At 69.7% G+C, this 19,227-nt stretch carries 19 protein-coding genes; 7 read left to right on the top strand and 12 right to left on the bottom strand.

Translation table 11 applies throughout. The features are described from left to right. Positions 1–101: 101 nt before the first annotated feature. From ACFFIC_RS05790 to ACFFIC_RS05765, 6 genes are read right to left on the bottom strand one after another with little or no spacing between them, the layout of a single operon-like run. Positions 102–1,166 (bottom strand): ABC transporter ATP-binding protein, encoded by a 1,065-nt coding sequence (locus ACFFIC_RS05790; RefSeq protein WP_377049185.1) that lies wholly within the window; start codon positions 1,164–1,166, stop codon positions 102–104. Beyond that, positions 1,163–2,173, bottom strand: a complete 1,011-nt coding sequence (locus tag ACFFIC_RS05785) for an ABC transporter ATP-binding protein (RefSeq protein ID WP_377049184.1) — start codon at positions 2,171–2,173, stop codon at positions 1,163–1,165. Before ACFFIC_RS05785 ends, ACFFIC_RS05790 begins: the two co-directional genes overlap by 4 nt. 1 nt (position 2,174) lies before the next feature. Continuing rightward, positions 2,175–3,107 carry an ABC transporter permease gene (locus ACFFIC_RS05780; protein ID WP_377049183.1) on the bottom strand — a complete coding sequence of 311 codons (933 nt, stop codon included), beginning with the start codon at positions 3,105–3,107 and terminating at the stop codon, positions 2,175–2,177. Next, a complete protein-coding gene (locus ACFFIC_RS05775; protein WP_377049182.1) occupies positions 3,104–4,078 on the bottom strand; it encodes an ABC transporter permease in 975 nt (324 codons plus the stop codon). The genes ACFFIC_RS05780 and ACFFIC_RS05775 overlap by 4 nt, the downstream gene beginning before the upstream one ends. A 60-nt stretch (positions 4,079–4,138) precedes the next feature. After that, positions 4,139–5,722, bottom strand: a complete 1,584-nt coding sequence (locus ACFFIC_RS05770) for an ABC transporter substrate-binding protein (protein WP_377049181.1) — start codon at positions 5,720–5,722, stop codon at positions 4,139–4,141. A 19-nt stretch (positions 5,723–5,741) separates the two neighbouring features. Beyond that, complete coding sequence (locus ACFFIC_RS05765) at positions 5,742–7,328, bottom strand: ABC transporter substrate-binding protein (protein ID WP_377049180.1); 1,587 nt, start codon at positions 7,326–7,328, stop codon at positions 5,742–5,744. Positions 7,329–7,438: 110 nt separating this feature from the next. Between ACFFIC_RS05765 and ACFFIC_RS05760 the strand changes: the two genes are divergently transcribed. Next, the gene (locus ACFFIC_RS05760) at positions 7,439–9,061 is read left to right on the top strand and encodes an ABC transporter substrate-binding protein (RefSeq protein ID WP_377049179.1); all 1,623 of its coding nucleotides are present in this window, start codon (positions 7,439–7,441) and stop codon (positions 9,059–9,061) included. Positions 9,062–9,108: 47 nt separating this feature from the next. Here the strand turns inward: ACFFIC_RS05760 and ACFFIC_RS05755 are convergent, their stop codons facing one another. The 4 genes from ACFFIC_RS05755 to ACFFIC_RS05740 all read right to left on the bottom strand — a co-directional run bounded on the left by ACFFIC_RS05755 (position 9,109) and on the right by ACFFIC_RS05740 (position 12,608). Beyond that, entirely contained in the window at positions 9,109–9,573 is a 465-nt protein-coding gene (locus tag ACFFIC_RS05755; RefSeq protein WP_377049178.1) for an Lrp/AsnC family transcriptional regulator, read from the bottom strand. A 176-nt stretch (positions 9,574–9,749) separates the two neighbouring features. Further along, complete coding sequence (locus ACFFIC_RS05750) at positions 9,750–10,319, bottom strand: DedA family protein (RefSeq protein ID WP_377049177.1); 570 nt, start codon at positions 10,317–10,319, stop codon at positions 9,750–9,752. 151 nt (positions 10,320–10,470) lie between these two features. Next, on the bottom strand, positions 10,471–11,601 hold the full coding sequence (locus ACFFIC_RS05745; RefSeq protein WP_377049176.1) for a type III PLP-dependent enzyme: 1,131 nt from the start codon (positions 11,599–11,601) through the stop codon (positions 10,471–10,473). Positions 11,602–11,978: 377 nt separating this feature from the next. Continuing rightward, positions 11,979–12,608 (bottom strand): TetR/AcrR family transcriptional regulator, encoded by a 630-nt coding sequence (locus tag ACFFIC_RS05740; protein WP_377049175.1) that lies wholly within the window; start codon positions 12,606–12,608, stop codon positions 11,979–11,981. Positions 12,609–12,725: 117 nt separating this feature from the next. Here ACFFIC_RS05740 and ACFFIC_RS05735 point away from each other — a divergent pair, with 117 nt between their 5' ends. From ACFFIC_RS05735 to ACFFIC_RS05725, 3 genes are all read left to right on the top strand, one after another. Next, on the top strand, positions 12,726–13,928 hold the full coding sequence (locus ACFFIC_RS05735) for an HlyD family efflux transporter periplasmic adaptor subunit (RefSeq protein ID WP_377049174.1): 1,203 nt from the start codon (positions 12,726–12,728) through the stop codon (positions 13,926–13,928). Positions 13,929–13,936: 8 nt separating this feature from the next. Then, the gene (locus tag ACFFIC_RS05730; protein ID WP_377049173.1) at positions 13,937–15,532 is read left to right on the top strand and encodes a DHA2 family efflux MFS transporter permease subunit; all 1,596 of its coding nucleotides are present in this window, start codon (positions 13,937–13,939) and stop codon (positions 15,530–15,532) included. A 70-nt stretch (positions 15,533–15,602) separates the two neighbouring features. Next, a complete protein-coding gene (locus ACFFIC_RS05725) occupies positions 15,603–15,995 on the top strand; it encodes a hypothetical protein (RefSeq protein WP_377049172.1) in 393 nt (130 codons plus the stop codon). A 9-nt stretch (positions 15,996–16,004) separates the two neighbouring features. Here ACFFIC_RS05725 and ACFFIC_RS05720 read toward each other — a convergent pair whose 3' ends face one another. Continuing rightward, the gene (locus tag ACFFIC_RS05720; RefSeq protein ID WP_377049171.1) at positions 16,005–16,820 is read right to left on the bottom strand and encodes a thiazole synthase; all 816 of its coding nucleotides are present in this window, start codon (positions 16,818–16,820) and stop codon (positions 16,005–16,007) included. A 4-nt stretch (positions 16,821–16,824) separates the two neighbouring features. Beyond that, complete coding sequence (gene thiS, locus ACFFIC_RS05715; RefSeq protein WP_377049170.1) at positions 16,825–17,037, bottom strand: sulfur carrier protein ThiS; 213 nt, start codon at positions 17,035–17,037, stop codon at positions 16,825–16,827. Positions 17,038–17,224: 187 nt separating this feature from the next. Between thiS and ACFFIC_RS05710 the strand changes: the two genes are divergently transcribed. The 3 genes from ACFFIC_RS05710 to accB all read left to right on the top strand — a co-directional run bounded on the left by ACFFIC_RS05710 (position 17,225) and on the right by accB (position 19,220). After that, positions 17,225–18,184 carry a methyltransferase domain-containing protein gene (locus ACFFIC_RS05710; RefSeq protein ID WP_377049169.1) on the top strand — a complete coding sequence of 320 codons (960 nt, stop codon included), beginning with the start codon at positions 17,225–17,227 and terminating at the stop codon, positions 18,182–18,184. Positions 18,185–18,294: 110 nt separating this feature from the next. Beyond that, positions 18,295–18,750, top strand: a complete 456-nt coding sequence (gene aroQ / locus ACFFIC_RS05705) for a type II 3-dehydroquinate dehydratase (protein ID WP_377049168.1) — start codon at positions 18,295–18,297, stop codon at positions 18,748–18,750. Next, positions 18,747–19,220 (top strand): acetyl-CoA carboxylase biotin carboxyl carrier protein, encoded by a 474-nt coding sequence (gene accB / locus ACFFIC_RS05700; RefSeq protein WP_377049167.1) that lies wholly within the window; start codon positions 18,747–18,749, stop codon positions 19,218–19,220. The genes aroQ and accB overlap by 4 nt, the downstream gene beginning before the upstream one ends. Positions 19,221–19,227 lie beyond the last annotated feature (7 nt).

The raw sequence follows: 19,227 nt of genomic DNA, 5'->3' as shown, positions 1-19,227 counted from the left end.
GTTGAAGCCGCCACTACCACCGACATAGGCCCCGCGCGACCCCTCCCGCTGCTCGCAGGCCGCGAGGCCCAGCAGCGCGAGCAGCACCAGCGCCGCGCGCATCAGACGGGCATCCCGCCATGGTCCGGCAGGTCGTTCAGGTGGCACCGGCTGCGGTGCCCGGGCGCCACCTCCTTCAGCGCGGGGATCTCCACCCGGCAGCGGTCGAAGGCATGCGGGCAGCGCGGATGGAAGTGGCAGCCCGCCGGCGGGTTGAGCGGGGAGGGGATCTCCCCCTTCACCGTGGCGAAGGCCTTCTTGCGCGCCTCGATCTTCGGCACCGCCGCCAGCAGCGACTGCGTGTAGGGATGGTTGGCGCGGGCGAACACCGTCTCCGTCGCCGCCTCCTCCACCACGCGCCCGAGATACATGATCACCACCCGGTCGCTCAGGTGCTCCACGACGCCGAGGTCGTGGGAGATGAACAGATAGGTGAGGTTCAGCTCCTGCCGCAGCCGCATGAACAGGTTCAGCACCTGCGCCTGGATCGACACGTCCAGCGCCGCGACCGATTCGTCGCAGACCAGGAACTCCGGCTGCACCGCCAGCGCCCGCGCGATCCCGATCCGCTGCCGCTGCCCGCCCGAGAACTGGTGGGGGTAGCGGGCCTTGAACACGGGATCGAGCCCCGCCCGCCGCATCTGCTCGTCCACATAGGCGGACAGGCCCGCCCGCGTGGTCAGCCCATGATACAGCGGCGCCTCGCCGATGATCTCCGCCACCTTCAGCCGCGGATTGAGCGAGGACATCGGGTCCTGGAAGATCATCTGCGCCTGCAGCATCGCCGCCCGCGCGTCCTTCGCGTTCAGCCCCGTGCGGTCGCGCCCCTTCCAGATGATCGTTCCGTCCGAGGGCGGCAGGATCCCCGCCACCATCCGCCCGAGCGTGGACTTGCCGCAGCCGGATTCGCCCACCAGTCCCACCACCTCGCCCTTGCGGATGGTCAGGTCCACGTTGTCGACGGCGTGCACCACCTCGTCGCGCAGGGGCGCGCCCAGCTTGGCCGCGATCTTTCCCGCGAAATCCAGGCGCTTGGCGAAGCGGCGGGATACCCCCACCACCTCGATCAGCTTCTCCGCATCCGCGCCACGCGCGAAGGCCTTCGGGGCATCAACCGTCGCGCTCATGCGGCCACTCCCGCTTCCTCGAGATGCGGCCGGAAGCAGCGCGCCTCATGCGCGGGCAGGATCTCGGCCATCGGCGGGTCCTGCGCGCAAACCTCCGCCGCCCGCGGGCAGCGCGTGCGGAAGGGGCATCCCACCGGCAGGTTGAGCAGGGAAGGGGTCATCCCCGGGATCTGCAGCAGCGGCTGCCCCCGCTTGTTGCGGCTGGGCACGGAGCCCAGCAGCCCGTGCGTGTAGGGATGCAGCGGTTGGTCCAGCACGTCGTCCACCGCGCCGTATTCCGCGATCTTCCCCGCGTACATCACGGCGATGTCGTCGGCGAGCCCGGCCACCACCGAAAGGTCGTGCGTGATCCAGATGATGGATGTCCCGGTGTTCGCCGCCAACTTCTGCACCTCCGCCAGGATCTGCCCCTGGATCGTCACGTCCAGCGCCGTCGTCGGCTCGTCCGCCACGATCAGCTCCGGCTCGTGCAGCAGCGCGATCGCGATGGCGACGCGCTGGCGCATGCCGCCCGAGAACTGGTGCGGATAAGCCTTCAGCCGCTCGTCCGGGGAGGGGATGCCCACCATGCCCAGCGTGTCCCGCGCCCGCTGCCGCGCGTCGTCGTGGCTGATCTTCCGATGCGCCTGCATCGTCTCGATCATCTGCGTGTCGATGCGGAGGACCGGGTTCAGCGTCATCATCGGGTCCTGGAAGATCATCGCGATCCGGTTCCCCCGGATCGCCCTCATCTCCTCCTCCGAGGCGCGCACGAGGTCGCGCCCGCCGAAGAGCATCTCGCCCCCCACGATCCGCCCGGGTTCGTCCACCAGCCGCATGATGGAGAAGCCGGTCACGGTCTTGCCGGAACCGGATTCGCCCACAAGCCCGAGCACCTTCCCGCGCCCGACGTTGAACGACACGTCGTTCACCGCCGGCACCACGCCGGCGCGCGTGAAGAAATGCGTCCGCAGGTTCCGCACCTGCAGGGTGGGCGGGGCGGCGGAGGCGGGGATATTGGGCTGCACGTTACTTCTTCAGCCGGGGGTTGAGGACGTCGCGCAGATGGTCGCCCACCAGGTTGATGGAGACGATCGTGATCAGCAGCGCGATGCCCGGATAGAAGGAGATCCAGTACTTGCCGGACAGCATGTACTCGTAGCCATTGGCGATCAGCAGCCCGAGCGAGGGCTCCGTGATCGGCACGCCGAGGCCGAGGAAGGAGAGCGTCGCCTCCAGCGCGATGGCGCGGGCGATCTGGATGGTCCCCACCACGATCAGCGGCGGCATGCAGTTGGGCAGGAGGTGGCGGAAGATGATCCGCCGCGTCGGCAGCGCCAGGCACTGCGCCGCCTCGATATACTCCCGCCGCCGCTCCACCAGGGCGGTGCCGCGCACCGTGCGCGCGTAATAGGCCCATTCCACCACGATCAGCGCGAAGACCACGTTCATGATCCCCTTGCCCAGGAAGGCCAGGATCATCAGCGCCGAAAGAATGGTCGGGAAGGAAAGCTGGAGGTCAACCAGCCGCATGATCACCGTGTCGGTCCGCCCGCCCGCATAGGCCGCGAGCATCCCCAGCGAGGCCCCGATCAGCGCCGCCGCTATGGCCGATCCCGCGCCCACGATCAGGCTGATTCGCAGCCCGTACATGATGCCCGACAGCATGTCCCGGCCCTGGTCGTCGGTGCCGAGCCAGTAGGTCATGGTGTCGTCGGCGTTGCGCGACCCCGGCTCCAGCCGCCCGTCCATGATGTCGAGCTGCGCGAGGTCATAGGGGTTCTGCGGCGAGATCACGGGCGCCAGCACCGCGACCAGCACGATGCAGACGAAGACCAGCAGCGCCCCCGTCGCGATCTTGCTCTCGAAGAACTCGGAGACGAAGCGCCGGAACGGCGTCTCGACCTTCGGCGCCTTGGCGGGCGCGGCGGTGGGCGCCGGCCCTGCGGTGGTCGCGCTCATCCCTTGCTCTCCAGCCGCACCCGCGGGTCGAGGACCGAGTAGAGCAGGTCCACCACGAGGTTGATGACGATGAACATCAGGACGATGCTCATGAGGTAGGCGACGATCACCGGCCGGTCGAGCACGTTGATGCTGTCGATGATCAGCTTGCCCATGCCCGGCCAGGCGAACACGCTTTCCGTCACCACCGAGAAAGCGATGGTGGAGCCCAGCTCAAGCCCCACCACCGTCACCACGGGGATCAGGATGTTCTTGAACACGTGCACCCCGATCACCCGCTGGGGCGACAGGCCCTTGGCGCGCGCGAACTTCACGTAATCCATCAGCATGGTCTCCCGCACGCCGGCGCGGGTCAGGCGGATGACGAGGCTGATCTTGAACAGGGCGAGGTTCAGCGCCGGCATGGCCATGTGCCGCAGCCCGTCCCAGGTCAGGAAGGACCATCGCATCCCCAGGAACTCCGCCGTTTCGCCCCGCCCCGTGGAGGGCAACCAGCCCAATTGCACGGCAAACACCATGATCAGCATCAGCCCCACCCAGAAGGTCGGCAGGGAGAAGCCGAGGATGGAGCCCGCCATGATTGCCTTCGCTCCGGCCCCGTTCGGCCGCAACCCCGCATAAAGCCCGAGCGGCAGCCCCACCAGAATCGCGAGGATCGTGGCCCCGAAGGCGAGTTCCAGCGTCGCCGGCGCCCTTTGCCCGATCAGCTGCAACGCCGGCTCGTTGAACACGAAGGAGCGCCCGAGGTCGCCCCGCAGCGCGTTCGACAGGAAGGAAAGATACTGCTCCCACAAGGGCTTATCGAGGCCAAGCGCCGCGATCGCGCGCGCCTTCTCCGCCTGGTCGGCATCCGGGGAGATCAGGATCTCAACGGGATCGCCGATGGCGTAGACGCCCACGAAGACGATGACGGACATGGCCAGCATGACCAGCGCGGCCTGGATAAGCCGGCGCAAAAGGTAAACGCTCATGCCCTATCCCTTTCGGTCAACGTCCCCGCCTCCGTCAAGACCAGCCGGCCGAAACGAGGCTCAAGGCCCCGCCGGCCGCACGTCCTGCCCGCGGGACAATTCGTCATTGCGAGCATCGTGCCGCAGTCCGCGCCGCATGGCCCAGATGTTCGTCTGGATGTGGATCGGGATCACCGCCACGTCCTCGGCCGCGATCCGCTCGGCGTCCAGCACCAGCTTCTGCCGCTTCTCCTCGTCCAGCTCCGTCAGCGACGCTTCGAGCAGCCGGTCCACCTCGGGGTTCGAGTAGCGTCCGCGGTTGGAGGCGCCCCAGCCCTTCTCGGCGTTCACCGTCGCGAGGATGTTGCGAAGCGGGTGTGACCCGTCGGGGTTCGACCCCCAGCCGATCAGATGCGCCGAGAGCTCGGACCGCGCGGCCCGGCCGACGAAGACCGACCAGGTCTGCCCCTCCACCGCCGTCCGCACGCCGATGCGCGTCCAGGTCTGCCCGATCGCCTGGATGATCCGCCCGTCGTTGATGTAGCGGTCATTCGGCCCGTTGAGCTGCATGCGGAACCCGTTCGGATAGCCCGCCTCGGCCAGCAGCCGCCTTGCCCCCTCGGGGTCGTAGCGCGTGGGCTGCACGTCCGGCACGTGGCCGGTCACCCCCGGTGGCAGGAACTGCCCGGCCGGCGTCGCCGCCCCCTCCATCAGCCGCTCCACGATGGCCTGCCGGTCCACCGCCATGGACAGCGCCCGCCGCACGCGCACGTCGCGCAGCGGGTTCCGCCCCAGCGGCTTGCCGTCGTTGTCGGTGATGAAGGGCGAGTTCTCGTTCGCCGCCCGCAGGTGGTCCAGCCCGAGGAAGATCAGCCGCAGCCCCACCGTCTCGCTCAGCGCGACCCGAGGATCGTTCCGCAGCTTCGACAGGTCGGTGGTCGGCACCTGGTCGATGAAGTCCACATCCCCCGCCAGCAGGGCGGCCGTGCGGGAGGCGTCGTTCGTGATCATGCGATAGTTCACGCGCTCATAGGCGGGCTTCGGCCCCCAATAGGCGTCGTTCCGCGCGAACTCGATCCGGTCCCCGTTGCGGTAGCTCACCGCTCGGTACGGCCCGGTTCCCACCGCGGCCCACACCGCGTTGAAGTCCTCCGTGGCCGCCCGCTCATGCGTTTCCTTGTCCAAGATCCGCACGTTGGTCATGTCCAGCGGCAACAGCGGATAGGGCTGGGCCGTGTGAAAGCGCACCGTCAGCGGGTCCACCACCTCCACCCGCGTGATCGGGCGCGAATAAACGGCATAGGAGGCCGGGCTGTTCGGCACGTTGGGAAGCCGCGCGATGGTGAAGGCCACGTCCTCGGCGGTGAAGGCGCTGCCGTTGTGGAAGCGGACATCCGGCCGAAGCTTGAACTCCCAGACCGTCGGGCCGACCACCCGCCACTCCGTCGCCAGCCCCGGGATCATCCGGGACTGCCCGTCCGTGTTCACCAGCTTGTCGAAGATCATGTCCGACACGGCGTTGTTGGGCGAAAGCTGGTGGTAGTGCGGGTCCAGCGAGGTCACCGGCGCGCCCACCGCCATGGTCAGCGTCTGCGCCCAGGCCGCACCGCCCGCCAGGGTCCCGAGCGCCACGGTCGCACCGAGCAGCAGCTTTTTCATGCGCATCCCTCGCCATCCCTCGCTCTCAAGGCTGCATCGGGCGCACGTCCTGCGCCCGCGTCAGCTCGTCCGCCCGCGCCTCGTGCCGCAACCCGCGGCGCATGGCCCAGACGTTCTTCTGGATGTGGACCGGAATGATCCCGACATCCTCCATCCCGATCCGCGTGGCCTCGCGCAGCAACGCCTCGCGCTTCTCGTCGTCCAGCGTGCGCAGCGCCTCGTCCATGGCCGCGTCCATCGCCGGGTTGCTGTAGCGCCCGCGGTTCGATCCGCCGAAGCCCCGCTGGGCGTTGAAGGTCGCGAGCAGCGACCGCAGCGGGCTCGATGCCTCGCCCGAGGACGTCCCCCAGCCCACCAGCATGGCCGACAACTCCTGCCGCCCCGCCCTCCCCACAAAGGTGGCCCAGGGCTGCGCCTCCACGCTCGTCCGCACCCCGGCGCGCGTCCACATCTGCCCGATCGCCTGGATGATCCGCGCGTCGTTCATGTAGCGGTCGTTCGGCCCGTGCAGGGTCAGGCGGAAGCCGTTGGGATAGCCGGCCTCCGCGAGCAGCCGTCGGGCGCCATCCGGATCGCCCCGCTGCGCCACCAGCCCGGGGATGGAACCGAAGGCCCCCGCCGGCAGCAACTGCGCGGCCGGTGTCGCCGCCCCCTCCATCACGCGCTCGGCAATGGCCCCGCGGTCGATCGCCATGGACAGCGCCCGCCGCACCCGCACGTCCTTCAGCGGGTTGCGGGGCAGGGGCCGCCCATCCTCCCCCATCGCGAAGGGGGAGGCCGCCTCCCGCGAATGGTCCAGCGCCAGAAAGATCAGCCGCAGCCCGTCGATCTCGCTGATCTGCACCCGCGCATCGCCGCGCAGCTTCGCGATGTCGCTGGTCGGCACCTGGTCGATGAAGTCCACGTCGCCCGACAGCAGCGCCGCCGTGCGCGCCGCGTCGTTGGTGATCATCCGGTAGCTCACCCGCGCCCAGTGCGGCCGGTCGCCGAAATAGGCATCGTTGCGCGCGTACTCGATCCGGTCGCCGTTGCGGTGGGCCATCACCCGGAACGGCCCCGTGCCGATGGCCAGCTTGCCGGAGTTGAACTCCTCCGTCAGCGGGTTCGCATGCGTCTCGCTGTCCAGCATCTCCACCTGCGCCAGGTCCACCGGCAGCAGCGGGTAAGGGCCGCTGGTGTGGAAGCGCACCGTCAGCGGGTCCATCACCTCCACCCGCCGGATCGCCCTCGTGTAGATGCCATAGGAAGACGGGCTGTTCGGCACCGTCGGCACCCGCGCCACGGTGAAGGCCACGTCCTCCGCCGTGAAGGCGTTCCCGTTGTGGAAGGTGACGCCGGGGCGGAGCTTGAACTCCCACCCGTCCTCGGCCACGGGCCGCCAGCTTTCCGCCAGCCGTGCCACCACCCGCGCCCGCGCGTCGAAGCTCGTCAGGCTGTCGAACAGCATGTCCGCCACCGCGTAGTTCGGCGACAGCGCGTGGTAGTGCGGGTCAAGCGATGTGACCGGAGCGCCCACCGCCAGATTCAGCGTCTGGGCGGCCGCCGGAAGGATGCCTCCCAACGCAAACGACGACAGGCAGGCGGCCAGGGCCGCCTGTGCTACATGCCGCATTCAGTTCCCCCGGATTTCCCGATGGCGCCTTCCCAGGCACCCCTTCTAGCAGTCCGCTCACCCTGCCGCTAGTTTGCGCCCCCGAAGGATTACAAAAGGGAGAGCTTCAGATGACCAAGCCCATCGGCCGGCGTCTCTTCGTGACCGCCCCGGCGGCACTGGCCGCCATCACCGGTGGCCTCGCGCCATCCCTCGCCACGGCCCAGGGCGCGGCCGCGCCCGCTGCCCGCCCGCTCACCATCGGCATCGGCGGCGCCGTCACCTCGCTCGACCCGCACTTCTACAACGCCTCCCCCAACAACAGCCTGTCGATGCACGTCTTCGACCGGCTGGTGGAGCGCGACGCCCAGACCCGCCTCGTCCCCGGCCTCGCCCTTTCCTGGACCCCCGTTTCCGAGAAGGTCTGGGAGTTCAAGCTCCGCCCCGGCGTGAAGTGGCATGACGGCCGCGATTTCACCGCGGACGACGTCGCCTTCACGATCGAGCGCGCGCCCAACGTCCCGAATTCGCCGGGCGGCTTCGGCGGCTTCGTCCGTGCCATCCAGCGCACCGAGGTGGTGGACCCCCTCACGGTGCGCTTCCACACCGCCGCCCCTTCGCCCTTGCTGCCCACGGACCTCGGCTCGGTCGCGGTCGTCTCCCGCCACGCCGGGGCGAATGCCGGCACGGAGGACTACAACTCGGGCAAGGCGGCCATCGGCACCGGCCCCTACAAGGTGGTCTCCTATGCCCCCGGGGACCGCACCGAACTCGTCCGCAACGACGACTGGTTCGGACCCAAGCAGCCCTGGGCCCGCGTGTCCTACCGCTTTATCGGCAATGACAGCGCCCGCACCGCCGCCCTCCTGGCGGGGGACGTGGACCTGATCGACCAGGTCCCCACCAGCGACCTCGCCCGCCTCCGCCGCGAGAGCCGCGTGGCGCTGGCCGAGGTCCAGGGCGTGCGCGTGATCTACCTCACCTTCGACCGCTCGCGCGAAGGCGCCGTGCCCTTCGTGACGGACAATGCCGGCCAGCCCCTCGCGAAGAATCCCTTCAACGACCTCCGCGTCCGCCAGGCGCTGTCGCTCGCCATCAACCGCGAGGCCCTCTGCCGCCAGGTCATGGAAGGCACCGCCGCCCCCACCGGCCAGTGGCTGCCCCCCGGCTCCTACTCCTACAACCCCGAGGTCAAGCCGAACCCCTTCAATGCCGAGCGCGCCAAGGCCCTGCTCGCCGAAGCCGGCTTCCCCCAGGGCTTCAAGCTCACCCTGCACGGCCCCAACGACCGCTACCCCAACGACGCCCGCACCATCCAGGCAGTGGCCCAGATGTGGCAGCGCGTCGGCATCCAGACGAGCGTGGAGGCCCTGCCCTGGACCACCTATTCGGTCCGCAGCAACCGCCAGGAATTCGCCGCCCGCCTTGCCGGCTGGGGCAGCGTGACGGGCGAGGCCTCCTACACCCTCGTCAACATCACCGGCACCTACGACACCGCCAAGCGCATGGGCACCAACAACACCGCCCGCTACAGCAATCCGGCGCTTGACGCCCTGACCGAGCGGGCCACCGCGACGCTGGACGACAAGGCGCGCGAGACTCTGCTGCAGGAGGCCGTGAAGATCGCCATGGACGACCTGGCCTTCACCCCGCTGTTCCAGCTCGTGAACATCTGGGCCCTCAAGCGCGGCCTGGCCTACGACGCCCGCGCCGACGAGCGCACCCTGGCCACCGGCGTCACCCCGGCCGCCTGACGCAAGCAAGCCGGGGCGGAGGCCGACACCGGGGCGGGGAAGGGGGGCTACTCCTCGTCCGCCTCGGCCACCGGCAGGATCATCGTTTCCTTGGCGGAGGCCAGGGCGACGATGATCTCCGTCCGCTCCACTCCCGTCTGTCCCCGAACCTCCTCGGCCACGAATCGCTCCAGCCCCGAAAGGTCGTGCAGGCGCAGCTTCAGCAGGTAATCCCAGGGGCCGCTGACGGCGTGGCACTCCAGCACGGCAGGCGCCCGGCGCATGGCCTTGCGGAAGGCCCCGTCATCCCGTCCGGGACGCAGCCCCACCATCACGAAGGACAGCAGCGCGCAGCCGACCGCGGCCGGGTCCAGCGCCGCGTGCCAGCCGCGGATCGTTTCACGCTCCTCCAGCCGCTTCACCCGCTCGGCGGTGGCAGAAACGGAAAGCCCGGCCACCTTCGAAAGCTCCGCCAGCCCCGCTGCGCCGTCCTGCTGCACCGCGATCAGGATGTTCCGGTCGATCTCGTCCATGGGATGCAGCCTAGTGCCTGTACCGCTTCTGGCAAACCGCCTGTCCCGCCTTCGGGAACGGCCTGCTCCACCTCAGGCGCAAGAACACGCGGCCCCCAAGGCACGCTTGCCCTGCGCTCTGGCTTCCTGAAGCCGGATGGTCGATCGGGCACAAGGCCCGCCTGGCCCGGACGGACTCAGATGACCGGAACCGTCCGGGCCGAACGACGCCTGCGGTAGAAGCGGCGGAACAGCACCACCGCCAGGACCAGCAGAGCCCCGCCCGCGATGACGTGGAACAGACGCTCCGGCCCGATCAGCGCACCGAGATACCAGCCGGCCGCGACGAAGCTGCCCGCCCAGACGCCGGCCGCGATGAAGTTCAGGGCCGCGAAGCGGAGCTTCCCCATGCCCGCCAGCCCGCAGGCCGCGGCCGCCACGTTTCGGATGCCGTAAAGAAACCGGAAGGTCAGCACAAACAGCGTGCCGTATTGGAGCAGCATGGAGGTGGCGGTGGCCATCTTCGCCTCCGCCTTGGGATAGCGCTTCATCACGCGCGGCCCATAACGCCGGCCCAGGGTGAACCAGGTCTGGTCCCCAAGGAAGGATCCCAGCCACACCGCGCCCATGAGAAGGAAGGGGTCGATCACCCCCATTGTCGCGCCCACGGCCGAGGCCGCCAGAACGAAAGTCTCACCCTCGAAGAACGCCCAGAGCGCCGCAACAACATAGGCCAGCGCGCCCCATTCAGCCCAGAACTCTGCCACGCAAGCCCCCGGTCTTTTGCGGCATTATTACCGACACGTCATGCTTAACAAAGCAGATTCCGTCCTGCGTTGCAGCAATCGAGACAAGGCGTCGCCTGGAACCAAAAACGAGAAGGGGCGCCATGCGGCGCCCCTTCCGTTTACGCCAACGTCAGATGTAGTGCTCGGCCAATGGCGCGAAACCATTGAAGCCCTGGCTGGCGTAAGTCGTCACATAAGCCCCGGCCGAGAGGATCTCGATCCGGTCACCCGGCACCAGGCTTTCCGGCAGCCGGTAGTTGGACTTCTCATAGAGCGTGTCGGTGCTGTCGCAGGTCGGCCCCGCGATCGTCACTGGCCCCTCCGCCCCGCCATCGTGCGGCGTGCGGAAGGCATACTTGATGGCCTCGCCCTCCGTCTCGGCCAAGCCGCCGAAGCGCCCGATGTCGAGATACACCCAGCGCACCGGATCGTCCTTCGACTTGCGGGACACCAGCACCACCTCGGCCGAAACCACCGCCGCATCCCCCGCGATGAAGCGCCCGGGCTCCACCACGATGTCGGGCAGGGCATTGCCGAAGTGCTCGGCCATGGCCCCCATGATCGCGGAGCCGAAGGCGTCGATCTCCGGCACCTCCGCGCGGTAGCGCACGGGGTAGCCGCCGCCCAGGTTCACCATGCGAACCTTCACCCCGGCCTGCTTGAGGTCGGTGAAGAGCATGGCGACCTTGGCGATCGCCGCCTCATAGGCCGTCGTGTGCATCTGCTGGCTGCCCACGTGGAAGGACAGTCCGAACGGGTCCAGCCCCAGCTCGCCGGCGCGGAGCATCAGCTCGCGCGCCATCTCCAGCTCGCAGCCGAACTTGCGCGACAGCGGCCACTCGGCCCCGTCATTGCCGACGAGGATGCGGCAATAAACGCGCGAGCCCGGCGCCGACCGGGCCAGCTTCTCCAGCTCACCCTCGGAGTCGAAGGCGAACATCCGCACGCCCCGCGCATAGGCGGCGCGAATGGCGCTCTCCTTCTTCACGGTGTTCCCGTAGGACACCGCTTCCGGCGCCGCGCCGGCCTCCAGCGCCGCCGACACCTCCTCGAAGGAGGCCGCGTCGAAGCAGGAGCCCAGCCCCGCCAGCCGCTCAAGGATGGCGGCGGCCGGATTGGCCTTCACGGCATAGTAGATGCGGGCCAGCGGCAGCGCCGCCTGCAAGCGCCGGTAGTTCGCCTCGACCCGGTCCACGTCAAGGACGAGGCACGGCGTCGCCGGTTGAACATCGGCCAGATACTGCGCGATCTTCGGAGTCATCGCACCACCCTCCCCATGATGAGGCGGCAGGCGTTCGCCAGGGGCGATACGGCCATGCTCAGGTTGACGAACGGTCGAACGAACCAGCGACCAAGTGATGGCCCCGTCGCATCCTTCCACCCTCTTTGTCGTGAGGGTCGTCCGAAGCGGCAGGGGGTTGCCAGAACGCTTGACGTCGTTGCGTAACCTTGCGGGCCAGAGGCACGTGCGTACTGCGTCTGAGCGGGCAGATAGCCCCCGCCTGCCCCCCATGCAAGGGACTTCGCGCTCCGGCTCAAGATTTTTCCGCAAGGCGGCTGCCAGAGCCGGAAACAGGCCGGGCGAACCGCCGACCGGCCCGGCGATCGCACGGCCAAACCGGGCCCAGGCAGGCCGCTTTACGGCACGACCACACCATAGGCCCGCAGAAACACCTCCACCGCCTGGTCCACGACCGCGTTGCTCGCCGCCTCGTCCGGAGTCGGCCCGCCGAGGATGGTGCGGAGGTAGAGCTCGCCCCGCATCAGCCCCATCAGGTGGTCGGCCGCCACCCCCGAATCGGCATCGGCCCGCAACCGCCCTTGCCGCTGCTCCTCCGCCAGGCGCCGCATCAGCCAGGCCCGGCCCGCGCCCGGCCCCGCCGCATAGAAGGTGGAGGCCAGGTCCGGGAAACGGCCGCATTCCGCGATGACGATCCGGTGGATCGCGATGCTGGCCGGCTCGAGCAGGAAGCGCATCCAGAGCCGCCCCATCTCGCGCAACGCGCCATCGGCCGAGGCGGCATGGGCCGCGAGCTCCTCCGCCTGGGCCGCGATGGCCGCGCAGCGTTCCCCCACGATGGCGCCGAACAGGGCCTCCTTTCCCGCGAAGTAGGCGTAAAGCGTCGCCTTGGAGACACCGGCCTCCCTGGCCACCGCATCCATGGAAACGGTGGCATAGCCACCGGCCATGAAGAGCCGGGCCGCGGCCGCAAGGATGGCGGCACGCTTGGGGGAGGTCTCCGCTGGAGGAGTGAGGGCTACGGACAAGACGGGATGCTCCGGTAGGGGCAGGCCGATAGGTGATACTGAACGGTTCAGTTTTCCATGGACAAAACGGCGGGCCAGGCCCATTTACCCGATTGAACTGAACGGTTCAGTCAGATCATGAATGCTCGCACCTCCACCCAGCCCGACCCCGAGCCGCGCTCCAGCGCCCCGCAGGCCAAGGCCGCCGCCGATCCCCACCCGGTGCCCGAGGCAGCCCCCGCCGTCACGGCCCCACCCCGCCGCTCCCGCTTCCGCCGGGCGCTGCCCCTCCTCGGCCTGCTGGCCCTGGCGGGCGGCGCGCTGGGCGGCACCTGGTACTGGCAGGTCGGCCGCTTCATGCAGTCCACCGACAACGCCTATGTCGGCGGCGACATCGCCGTGCTCTCCTCGCGCATCGAGGGCGACGTGGCCCGCATCCTGGTGGGCGACAACCAGCCTGTGGAGGCCGGCCAGCCCCTGATCGAGCTGGATCACCGCGACTGGCAGGCCCGCCGCGACCAAGCGGCCGCCGCGCTCGCCGAAGCCGAGGCCAATATCGGCACGCTGGCCGCCCAGCGTGCCCAGGCCGTCGCCCAGGTCGCCGCCGCCGAGTCCCAGATCGCCCAGGCCGAGGCCGACCGCGTCTTCGCCGTCACCGATGCCGGCCGCGCCGGAACGCTGGCCTCCTCCGGCTTCGGCACGCGGGAAGCCGTGGACCGCACCACCGCCGCCCGGCGCCGCGCCGAGGCCTCGGTCGCGGTCGCCCAGGCCGGGCTTGAATCGGCCCGCGGCGCCGTCCCCGTGCTGGATGCCCAGGCGAAGTCCGCCGTGGCCCGGCGCGACGCCGCCCGCGCCGCGCTCGCCCTCGCGGACTCCAACCTCGACCACGCCACGATCCGCGCACCCTTCGCGGGCATCGCCGGGAACCGCGCCGCCCAGCTCGGCCAGCACGTCCGCGCCGGGCAGAACCTGATCGCCGTCTCGCCTCCCGCCGAGCGCCTCTACGTCACCGCCAACTTCAAGGAGACGCAGCTCCGGCGGCTGCGCGAGGGCCAGCCGGTGGAGCTTTCCGTCGATGCCGGCGGCACGCTCCACGGCACCGTGCAGAGCCTGGCCCCGGCCACCGGCGCCCAGTTCTCCCTGCTGCCGCCCGAGAACGCCACGGGCAACTTCACCAAGATCGTCCAGCGGGTGCCCGTCCGCATCGCGGTGGAGCCGGGCCAGCCGGTCGGCAACCTTCGCCCGGGCCTGTCGGTGGAAGCCGAGGTCGACACCCGGGACGATCCGCACGCCCCCCGCGGCCTCCTTGGCGCCGCCGCGGCGATGATCCGCGGGCACTGAGCCCCCCCATGTCCGCCACCGCCACCGCCAGCCCGGGGAGCCTTCCCGCCGCGCCCCCCGCGGCGGGCGCCGTCTCCCGCCAGCACTTCCTCGGCTTCATGACCATGGTGCTCGGCATGTTCATGGCGATCCTGGACATCCAGATCGTCTCGGCCAGCATCACGGACATCCAGGCTGGCCTCGCTGCCTCCCCCGACGAGGCATCCTGGGTGCAGACCTCCTACCTGATTGCGGAGATCGTCATGATCCCGCTCTCGGGCTTCCTGTCGCGCCTGCTGTCCACCCGCGTGCTGTTCACCATATCGGCGGCGGGATTCACCCTGTTCTCGCTGGCCTGCGCCACCGCCACCTCGCTCCCGGTGATGATCACGGCCCGCGCCGCGCAGGGCTTCCTGGGCGGGGCGATGATCCCCACCGTCTTCGCCACCGCCTTTCTGCTCTTCCAGGGACCCCGCCGCGCCTCGGTCAGCGTGCTGATCGGCCTCACCGCGACCCTCGCGCCCACCATCGGCCCGACGCTGGGCGGCCTGCTGACCGAGAGCTTCTCCTGGCACTGGCTGTTCCTGATCAACGTCCCCGTCGGCATCTTCATCGCCATCGTGGTCTGGACCACCATGGACATCGACCGCGGCGACCGCAGCCTGCTCGGCCGCTTCGACTGGACCGGCCTCGTCGCCATGGCCGTCTTTCTCGGCAGCATGGAATACGTGATGGAGGAGGGGCCCCGCTGGGACTGGCTGGACGACCCGACCATCGCCGCCTTCGCCGCCGCCTGCCTCGTCTCGGCCCTCGTCTTCTTCTGGCGCGCCTTCAACCGGCAGGACCCGATCGTGGAGCTGCGCGCCTACGGCAACGCCAACTTCGCCTTCGGCAGCGTCTTCGCCTTTATCGTGGGCATCGGCCTCTACGGCGCCGTCTACCTCATCCCCGTCTTTCTCGGGCGCGTCCGCGGCTACAACTCGCTCCAGATCGGCGAGACGATGTTCATCACGGGCTTCGCCATGTTCCTGGCCGCACCCGTGGTCGGGCGCCTCTCGCGCGCGGTGGACCTCCGCCTGCTGCTCGCCTTCGGCATGGGCGTGACCGCCGTCGCCATGTGGATGACCGCGCAGCTCACCGCCCAGTCGGCCTTCGGGGAACTCTGGCTGCCGCTCTCGCTGCGCGGAATCGGCACCATGTTCGCCATGGTGCCGGTGAACCAGCTCGCGCTCGGAACCCTGCCGCCGGCGATGATCAAGAATGCATCCGGCCTCTACAACCTCATGCGCAACCTCGGCGGCGCCGTGGGGCTGGCCATGATCAACACCCTGGTGATCGGCCGCTCCGCCGCCCACCGCCTGCATCTATCCGAAGGGGTGAACTGGGCGCGCCCGGGCGTCGCCTCCTCGGTGGACGCCATCTCCGGCGCCCTGTCCTCGCGCCTCGGCGAGGCCGCCGACCACGCCGCCCTGGCCCGCGTCTCCGCCATGCTCACGCGGGAGGCGCTGATCCTCGCCTACAACGACGTGCTGGTGGTGATCGCCGGCCTGTTCGCCCTGGCGGTCCCTCTCGTGTTCTTCATCAAGGCGCCCAAGCCCGGGGCAGGGGGCGGCGCCGCGCATTGATCGCGCCGTGCCTCAGCCTTTTCCCGCCTGCCGCGTTCCAGAGGCTGACACAAGGCAGAGGAGTTCGCCCATGCAGGTCCTGAGGCTCTCGCGTTTCCTGGGCTGGTTCAGCATTGGCCTCGGCCTGCTGCAAATCCTCTACGGTCGCGACCTGGCGCGCACCATCGGCATGCGCCGCCACACCGGCCTGATCCGTGCCTTCGGCGTGCGGGAGGTCGCGAACGGCGTGGCCATCCTCGGAAGTCCCGCCTCCGCCCCCCTGCTCATGACGCGCGTCGCGGGCGACGCCATGGACCTCGCCCTTCTCGCCAGCACCCCCGTCTACGGCCCGCGGGAGCGCGCCAACGCCCAATGGGCCATCGCGGCGGTGGCGGGCGTCACGCTGCTGGACATCCTCTGCGCCGCCCGCCTTTCCACCGAGGACGACGGCGAACTGCCCGGCCTGCCGGTTTACTGGGACTAACCGCAGCCTCTACCGGATCAGTCCGCTCATAGGGCTGGAGGCATCGGCGGCGTAGTTGCGGGGCATCCGTCCCGCAAGATAGGCGTGCCGCCCGGCCTCCACCCCCGCCCGCATGGCCCGCGCCATGCGGACCGGGTCCCTCGCATGGGCGATGGCGGAGTTCAGCAGCACGGCGTCGCAGCCCAGCTCCATCGCCTGGGCCGCCTCGCTCGCCGTCCCGATCCCGGCATCCACCAGCACCGGCACGCGCGCGTTCTCGATGATGGAGCGCAGCATGAAGGGGTTGGACAGCCCCAGGCCCGAGCCGATCGGCGCCCCCAGCGGCATCACGGCCACGCAGCCCATCTCCTCCAGCCGCTTGGCGGCCAGGGGGTCGTCCGCGCAATAGACCATGACCTCGAACCCGTCCTTGATCAGCGCCTCCGCCGCCTCGAAGGTCGCAGGCATGTCCGGGTACAGGAAGGGCGGCGGCCCCAGCACCTCCAGCTTCACCAGGTTCCAGCCCCCGGCCTCCCGTGCCAGCCGAAGGGTCCGCACCGCCTCCCTGGCCGTGTGGCAGCCAGCGGTGTTGGGCAGGTAGGTGTAGCGGTCCGGAGGCACGAAATCCTGCAGCATGGGCGCGCCGGGATCCGACAGGTTCACCCGCCGCACCGCGACGGTCACCATCTCCGCGCCCGAGGCCTCGATGGCCGCGGCCGTCTCCTCCAGCGACTTGTAGCGCCCGGTTCCCACCACCAGGCGGGAGCGGAAGCGGCGCCCCGCCACCTCCCAGAAGTCAGACACGGGATCGGCAACGCCGTTCTCGGCCGCGATCAGCCCATCCATCGCCTCAGCCTCCACCAATGAAGTGCACAACCTCGATCTGGTCCCCCGGCCCGAGCACCGTGGTTCCGTAGGCCGACCGCGGCACGATCTCCTCGTTCCGCTCCACCGCCACCTTGCGCAGGTCCAGCCCCGCCGAGGTCAGGAACTCGGAAAGGGCGAGCGGGGCGTCCAGGACGCGCGGCTCGCCGTTGACGGTGATGGAAATGGGGCTGTCCATGCCGCCCGCATGTGGCACGGGGCTCGCACCGATTGAAGGGCCCTGTCACAAGGATCCGGCGGCACGGTCACGCCACGATCCTCATCCGGCCCCCAACCACCATGGCAACCAGGAGTTGTAATCTGTGGCGCCTCGACGCCGAACCCTGTACATCTCATGTTAACGCCCTTCCTCTAGGCAGCCGTTCTTGTCCTATCCGCTCACCCTGGCCGCACCGCCTGCGCTCGATGGACGGCCGCGCTTTGTCTGCCCGATCGACCGTGCGCCGCTGGTGGCGGAGGGGGACATGCTGGTCTGCGCGGGCTGCGGCGCCCGCTTCCCCGTGCTGCGCGGCGTCCCCGTCCTCATCAACGACGAGAACAGCGTCTTCCGCATCGAGGACTACAGGAACGATGACGGGTATGGCGGAGCGAGCGCCTATGGCGGCTCGGCGGACCACACGAGCGGCCTGAAGCGCGCCTACCGCAACTTCGCCCGCCGCCTGTCCGAGGCCCCTGTGCCCGGCTCGGGCTTCGACCCCATGGCCGAAATCCTCCGCCAGCAGCCCGATGCGCGCATCCTCGTCATCGGCGCCGGGGAACGCCGGCACGCCGGCAACGTGACCTACACCGATGTCGCCTTTGCCCGGAACATCGCCTGCATCTGCGACGCCCACGACCTTCCCTTCGAGGACGGCGCCTTCGATGCCGTCCTCGCCGAAGCCGTGCTGGAGCATGTCTGCGACCCCCAGCGCGTCGTGGCCGAGATCATCCGGGTCCTGAAGCCGGAGGGCTTCGTCTACGCCGTCACCCCCTTCCTGCAGCCGGTCCACATGGGGGCCTACGACTTCACGCGGTTCACCTATCTCGGCCACCGCCGCCTGTTCCGCCAGTTCGACGACCTGGGCAGCGGCATGGTGGGCGGGCCCGGCTATTCGGCGATCCACCTGTTCCGCAACCTCGTGCTCAGCCTGTCCGACCGCCCGACCATCCGCTCGGTGCTGCGCCTGGGGGCGCTCCTGGTCACCTATCCGCTGCGCTACCTCGATCCGCTGCTGTTCCGCACAGAAAGCTCCTACAACGCCGCCTGCGCCGTGTATTTCTTCGGCCGCAGGCGGGCGACACCGATCCCCGACCGCGAGATCATCGGCCTCTTCCGCGGCCGCTGAAGCCAGGCCTCGCGGGGGAGGGGCCTCCACCCGGGTTGCCGGGGCGCGCCCCGCCTGCTAGCCCGCCCGCCCACAGCCCCGGAGCAGCCGGGGCAACCGGAACCAGGCCCTTGGAACCCCCTCTGATCGCCGTCCTGAACGGCCCGAACCTCAATCTCCTCGGCACGCGCGAGCCCGAGAAGTACGGCTCCGCCACGCTGGACGACGTGGAAGCCCTCTGCGCCGAGGCCGCCGAGGAACTGGGCCTCGCCATCGACTTCCGCCAGACCAACCTGGAAGGCGAGCTGATCTCCTGGGTCCAGGAATGCCGGGGCCGGGCCGCGGGCATCATCATCAACCCCGCCGGCTACTCGCATACCTCGGTCGCGCTGATGGATGCCCTGCTGGCGGTGGACCTGCCGGTGGTCGAGGTCCATATCACCAACATCCACCGGCGGGAGGCCTTCCGGCATCTCTCCTACGTCTCCCGCGCGGCGGTGGGCGTGATTTGCGGCCTGGGGGTCGGGGGCTACGCCCTCGGCCTGCGCGCGATCGCCGGCATCATCGGACAGGACGAGACGGCATGAGCGGCCTTTCCTTCGACCCGGACGCGATCCGCGCCCTGGCCAAGATCCTTCGTGAAACCGACCTGACCGAGATCGAGCTGGTTCAGAACGAGGCCCGCATCCGCGTCGCCCGCACCGCGCCCGCCCAGCAGGTGGTCCAGGCCGTCGCGGCCCCGGCTTCGCCCGCCATCGCCGCCCCCGCCGCGGAGGCCCCCGGCGTGCCCACCACCGCCAGCGAGGAGGTGAGCGCCGCCACCCCCGGCGCCGTCACCTCGCCCATGGTCGGCGTCGCCTACCTCTCGCCCGAGCCCGGCGCGGCCCCCTTCATCACGCTCGGCGCCCGCGTCACGCAGGGCCAGACCGTGCTGCTGATCGAGGCGATGAAGACCTTCAACCAGATCAAGGCCCCGCGCGCCGGCACCGTGACCCGCATCCTGATCGAGAGCGGCACGCCCGTGGAATTCGGCGAGCCCCTGCTGGTCATCGAGTGATCGCCGC

The sequence above is a fragment of the Muricoccus vinaceus genome (genome assembly GCF_042433125.1).
Lineage (GTDB): Bacteria > Pseudomonadota > Alphaproteobacteria > Acetobacterales > Acetobacteraceae > Roseomonas > Roseomonas vinacea.
Note: the sequence above shows the minus strand (reverse complement) of the source record. Positions and strands in the feature narration are given on the sequence as shown.

Excerpts from the sequence above, each read along its gene's own strand:
- ACFFIC_RS05730 (WP_377049173.1), top strand. The coding sequence starts at position 13,937 with ATGTCCGCCACCGCCACCGCCAGCCCGGGGAGCCTTCCCGCCGCGCCC.
- ACFFIC_RS05735 (WP_377049174.1), top strand. The coding sequence starts at position 12,726 with ATGAATGCTCGCACCTCCACCCAGCCCGACCCCGAGCCGCGCTCCAGC.
- thiS (WP_377049170.1), bottom strand. The coding sequence starts at position 17,037 with ATGGACAGCCCCATTTCCATCACCGTCAACGGCGAGCCGCGCGTCCTG.
- accB (WP_377049167.1), top strand. The coding sequence starts at position 18,747 with ATGAGCGGCCTTTCCTTCGACCCGGACGCGATCCGCGCCCTGGCCAAG.
- ACFFIC_RS05765 (WP_377049180.1), bottom strand. The coding sequence starts at position 7,328 with ATGCGGCATGTAGCACAGGCGGCCCTGGCCGCCTGCCTGTCGTCGTTT.
- ACFFIC_RS05780 (WP_377049183.1), bottom strand. The coding sequence starts at position 3,107 with ATGAGCGCGACCACCGCAGGGCCGGCGCCCACCGCCGCGCCCGCCAAG.
- ACFFIC_RS05720 (WP_377049171.1), bottom strand. The coding sequence starts at position 16,820 with ATGGATGGGCTGATCGCGGCCGAGAACGGCGTTGCCGATCCCGTGTCT.
- ACFFIC_RS05745 (WP_377049176.1), bottom strand. The coding sequence starts at position 11,601 with ATGACTCCGAAGATCGCGCAGTATCTGGCCGATGTTCAACCGGCGACG.
- ACFFIC_RS05770 (WP_377049181.1), bottom strand. The coding sequence starts at position 5,722 with ATGCGCATGAAAAAGCTGCTGCTCGGTGCGACCGTGGCGCTCGGGACC.
- ACFFIC_RS05725 (WP_377049172.1), top strand. The coding sequence starts at position 15,603 with ATGCAGGTCCTGAGGCTCTCGCGTTTCCTGGGCTGGTTCAGCATTGGC.
- ACFFIC_RS05760 (WP_377049179.1), top strand. The coding sequence starts at position 7,439 with ATGACCAAGCCCATCGGCCGGCGTCTCTTCGTGACCGCCCCGGCGGCA.
- ACFFIC_RS05775 (WP_377049182.1), bottom strand. The coding sequence starts at position 4,078 with ATGAGCGTTTACCTTTTGCGCCGGCTTATCCAGGCCGCGCTGGTCATG.
- ACFFIC_RS05790 (WP_377049185.1), bottom strand. The coding sequence starts at position 1,166 with ATGAGCGCGACGGTTGATGCCCCGAAGGCCTTCGCGCGTGGCGCGGAT.
- ACFFIC_RS05755 (WP_377049178.1), bottom strand. The coding sequence starts at position 9,573 with ATGGACGAGATCGACCGGAACATCCTGATCGCGGTGCAGCAGGACGGC.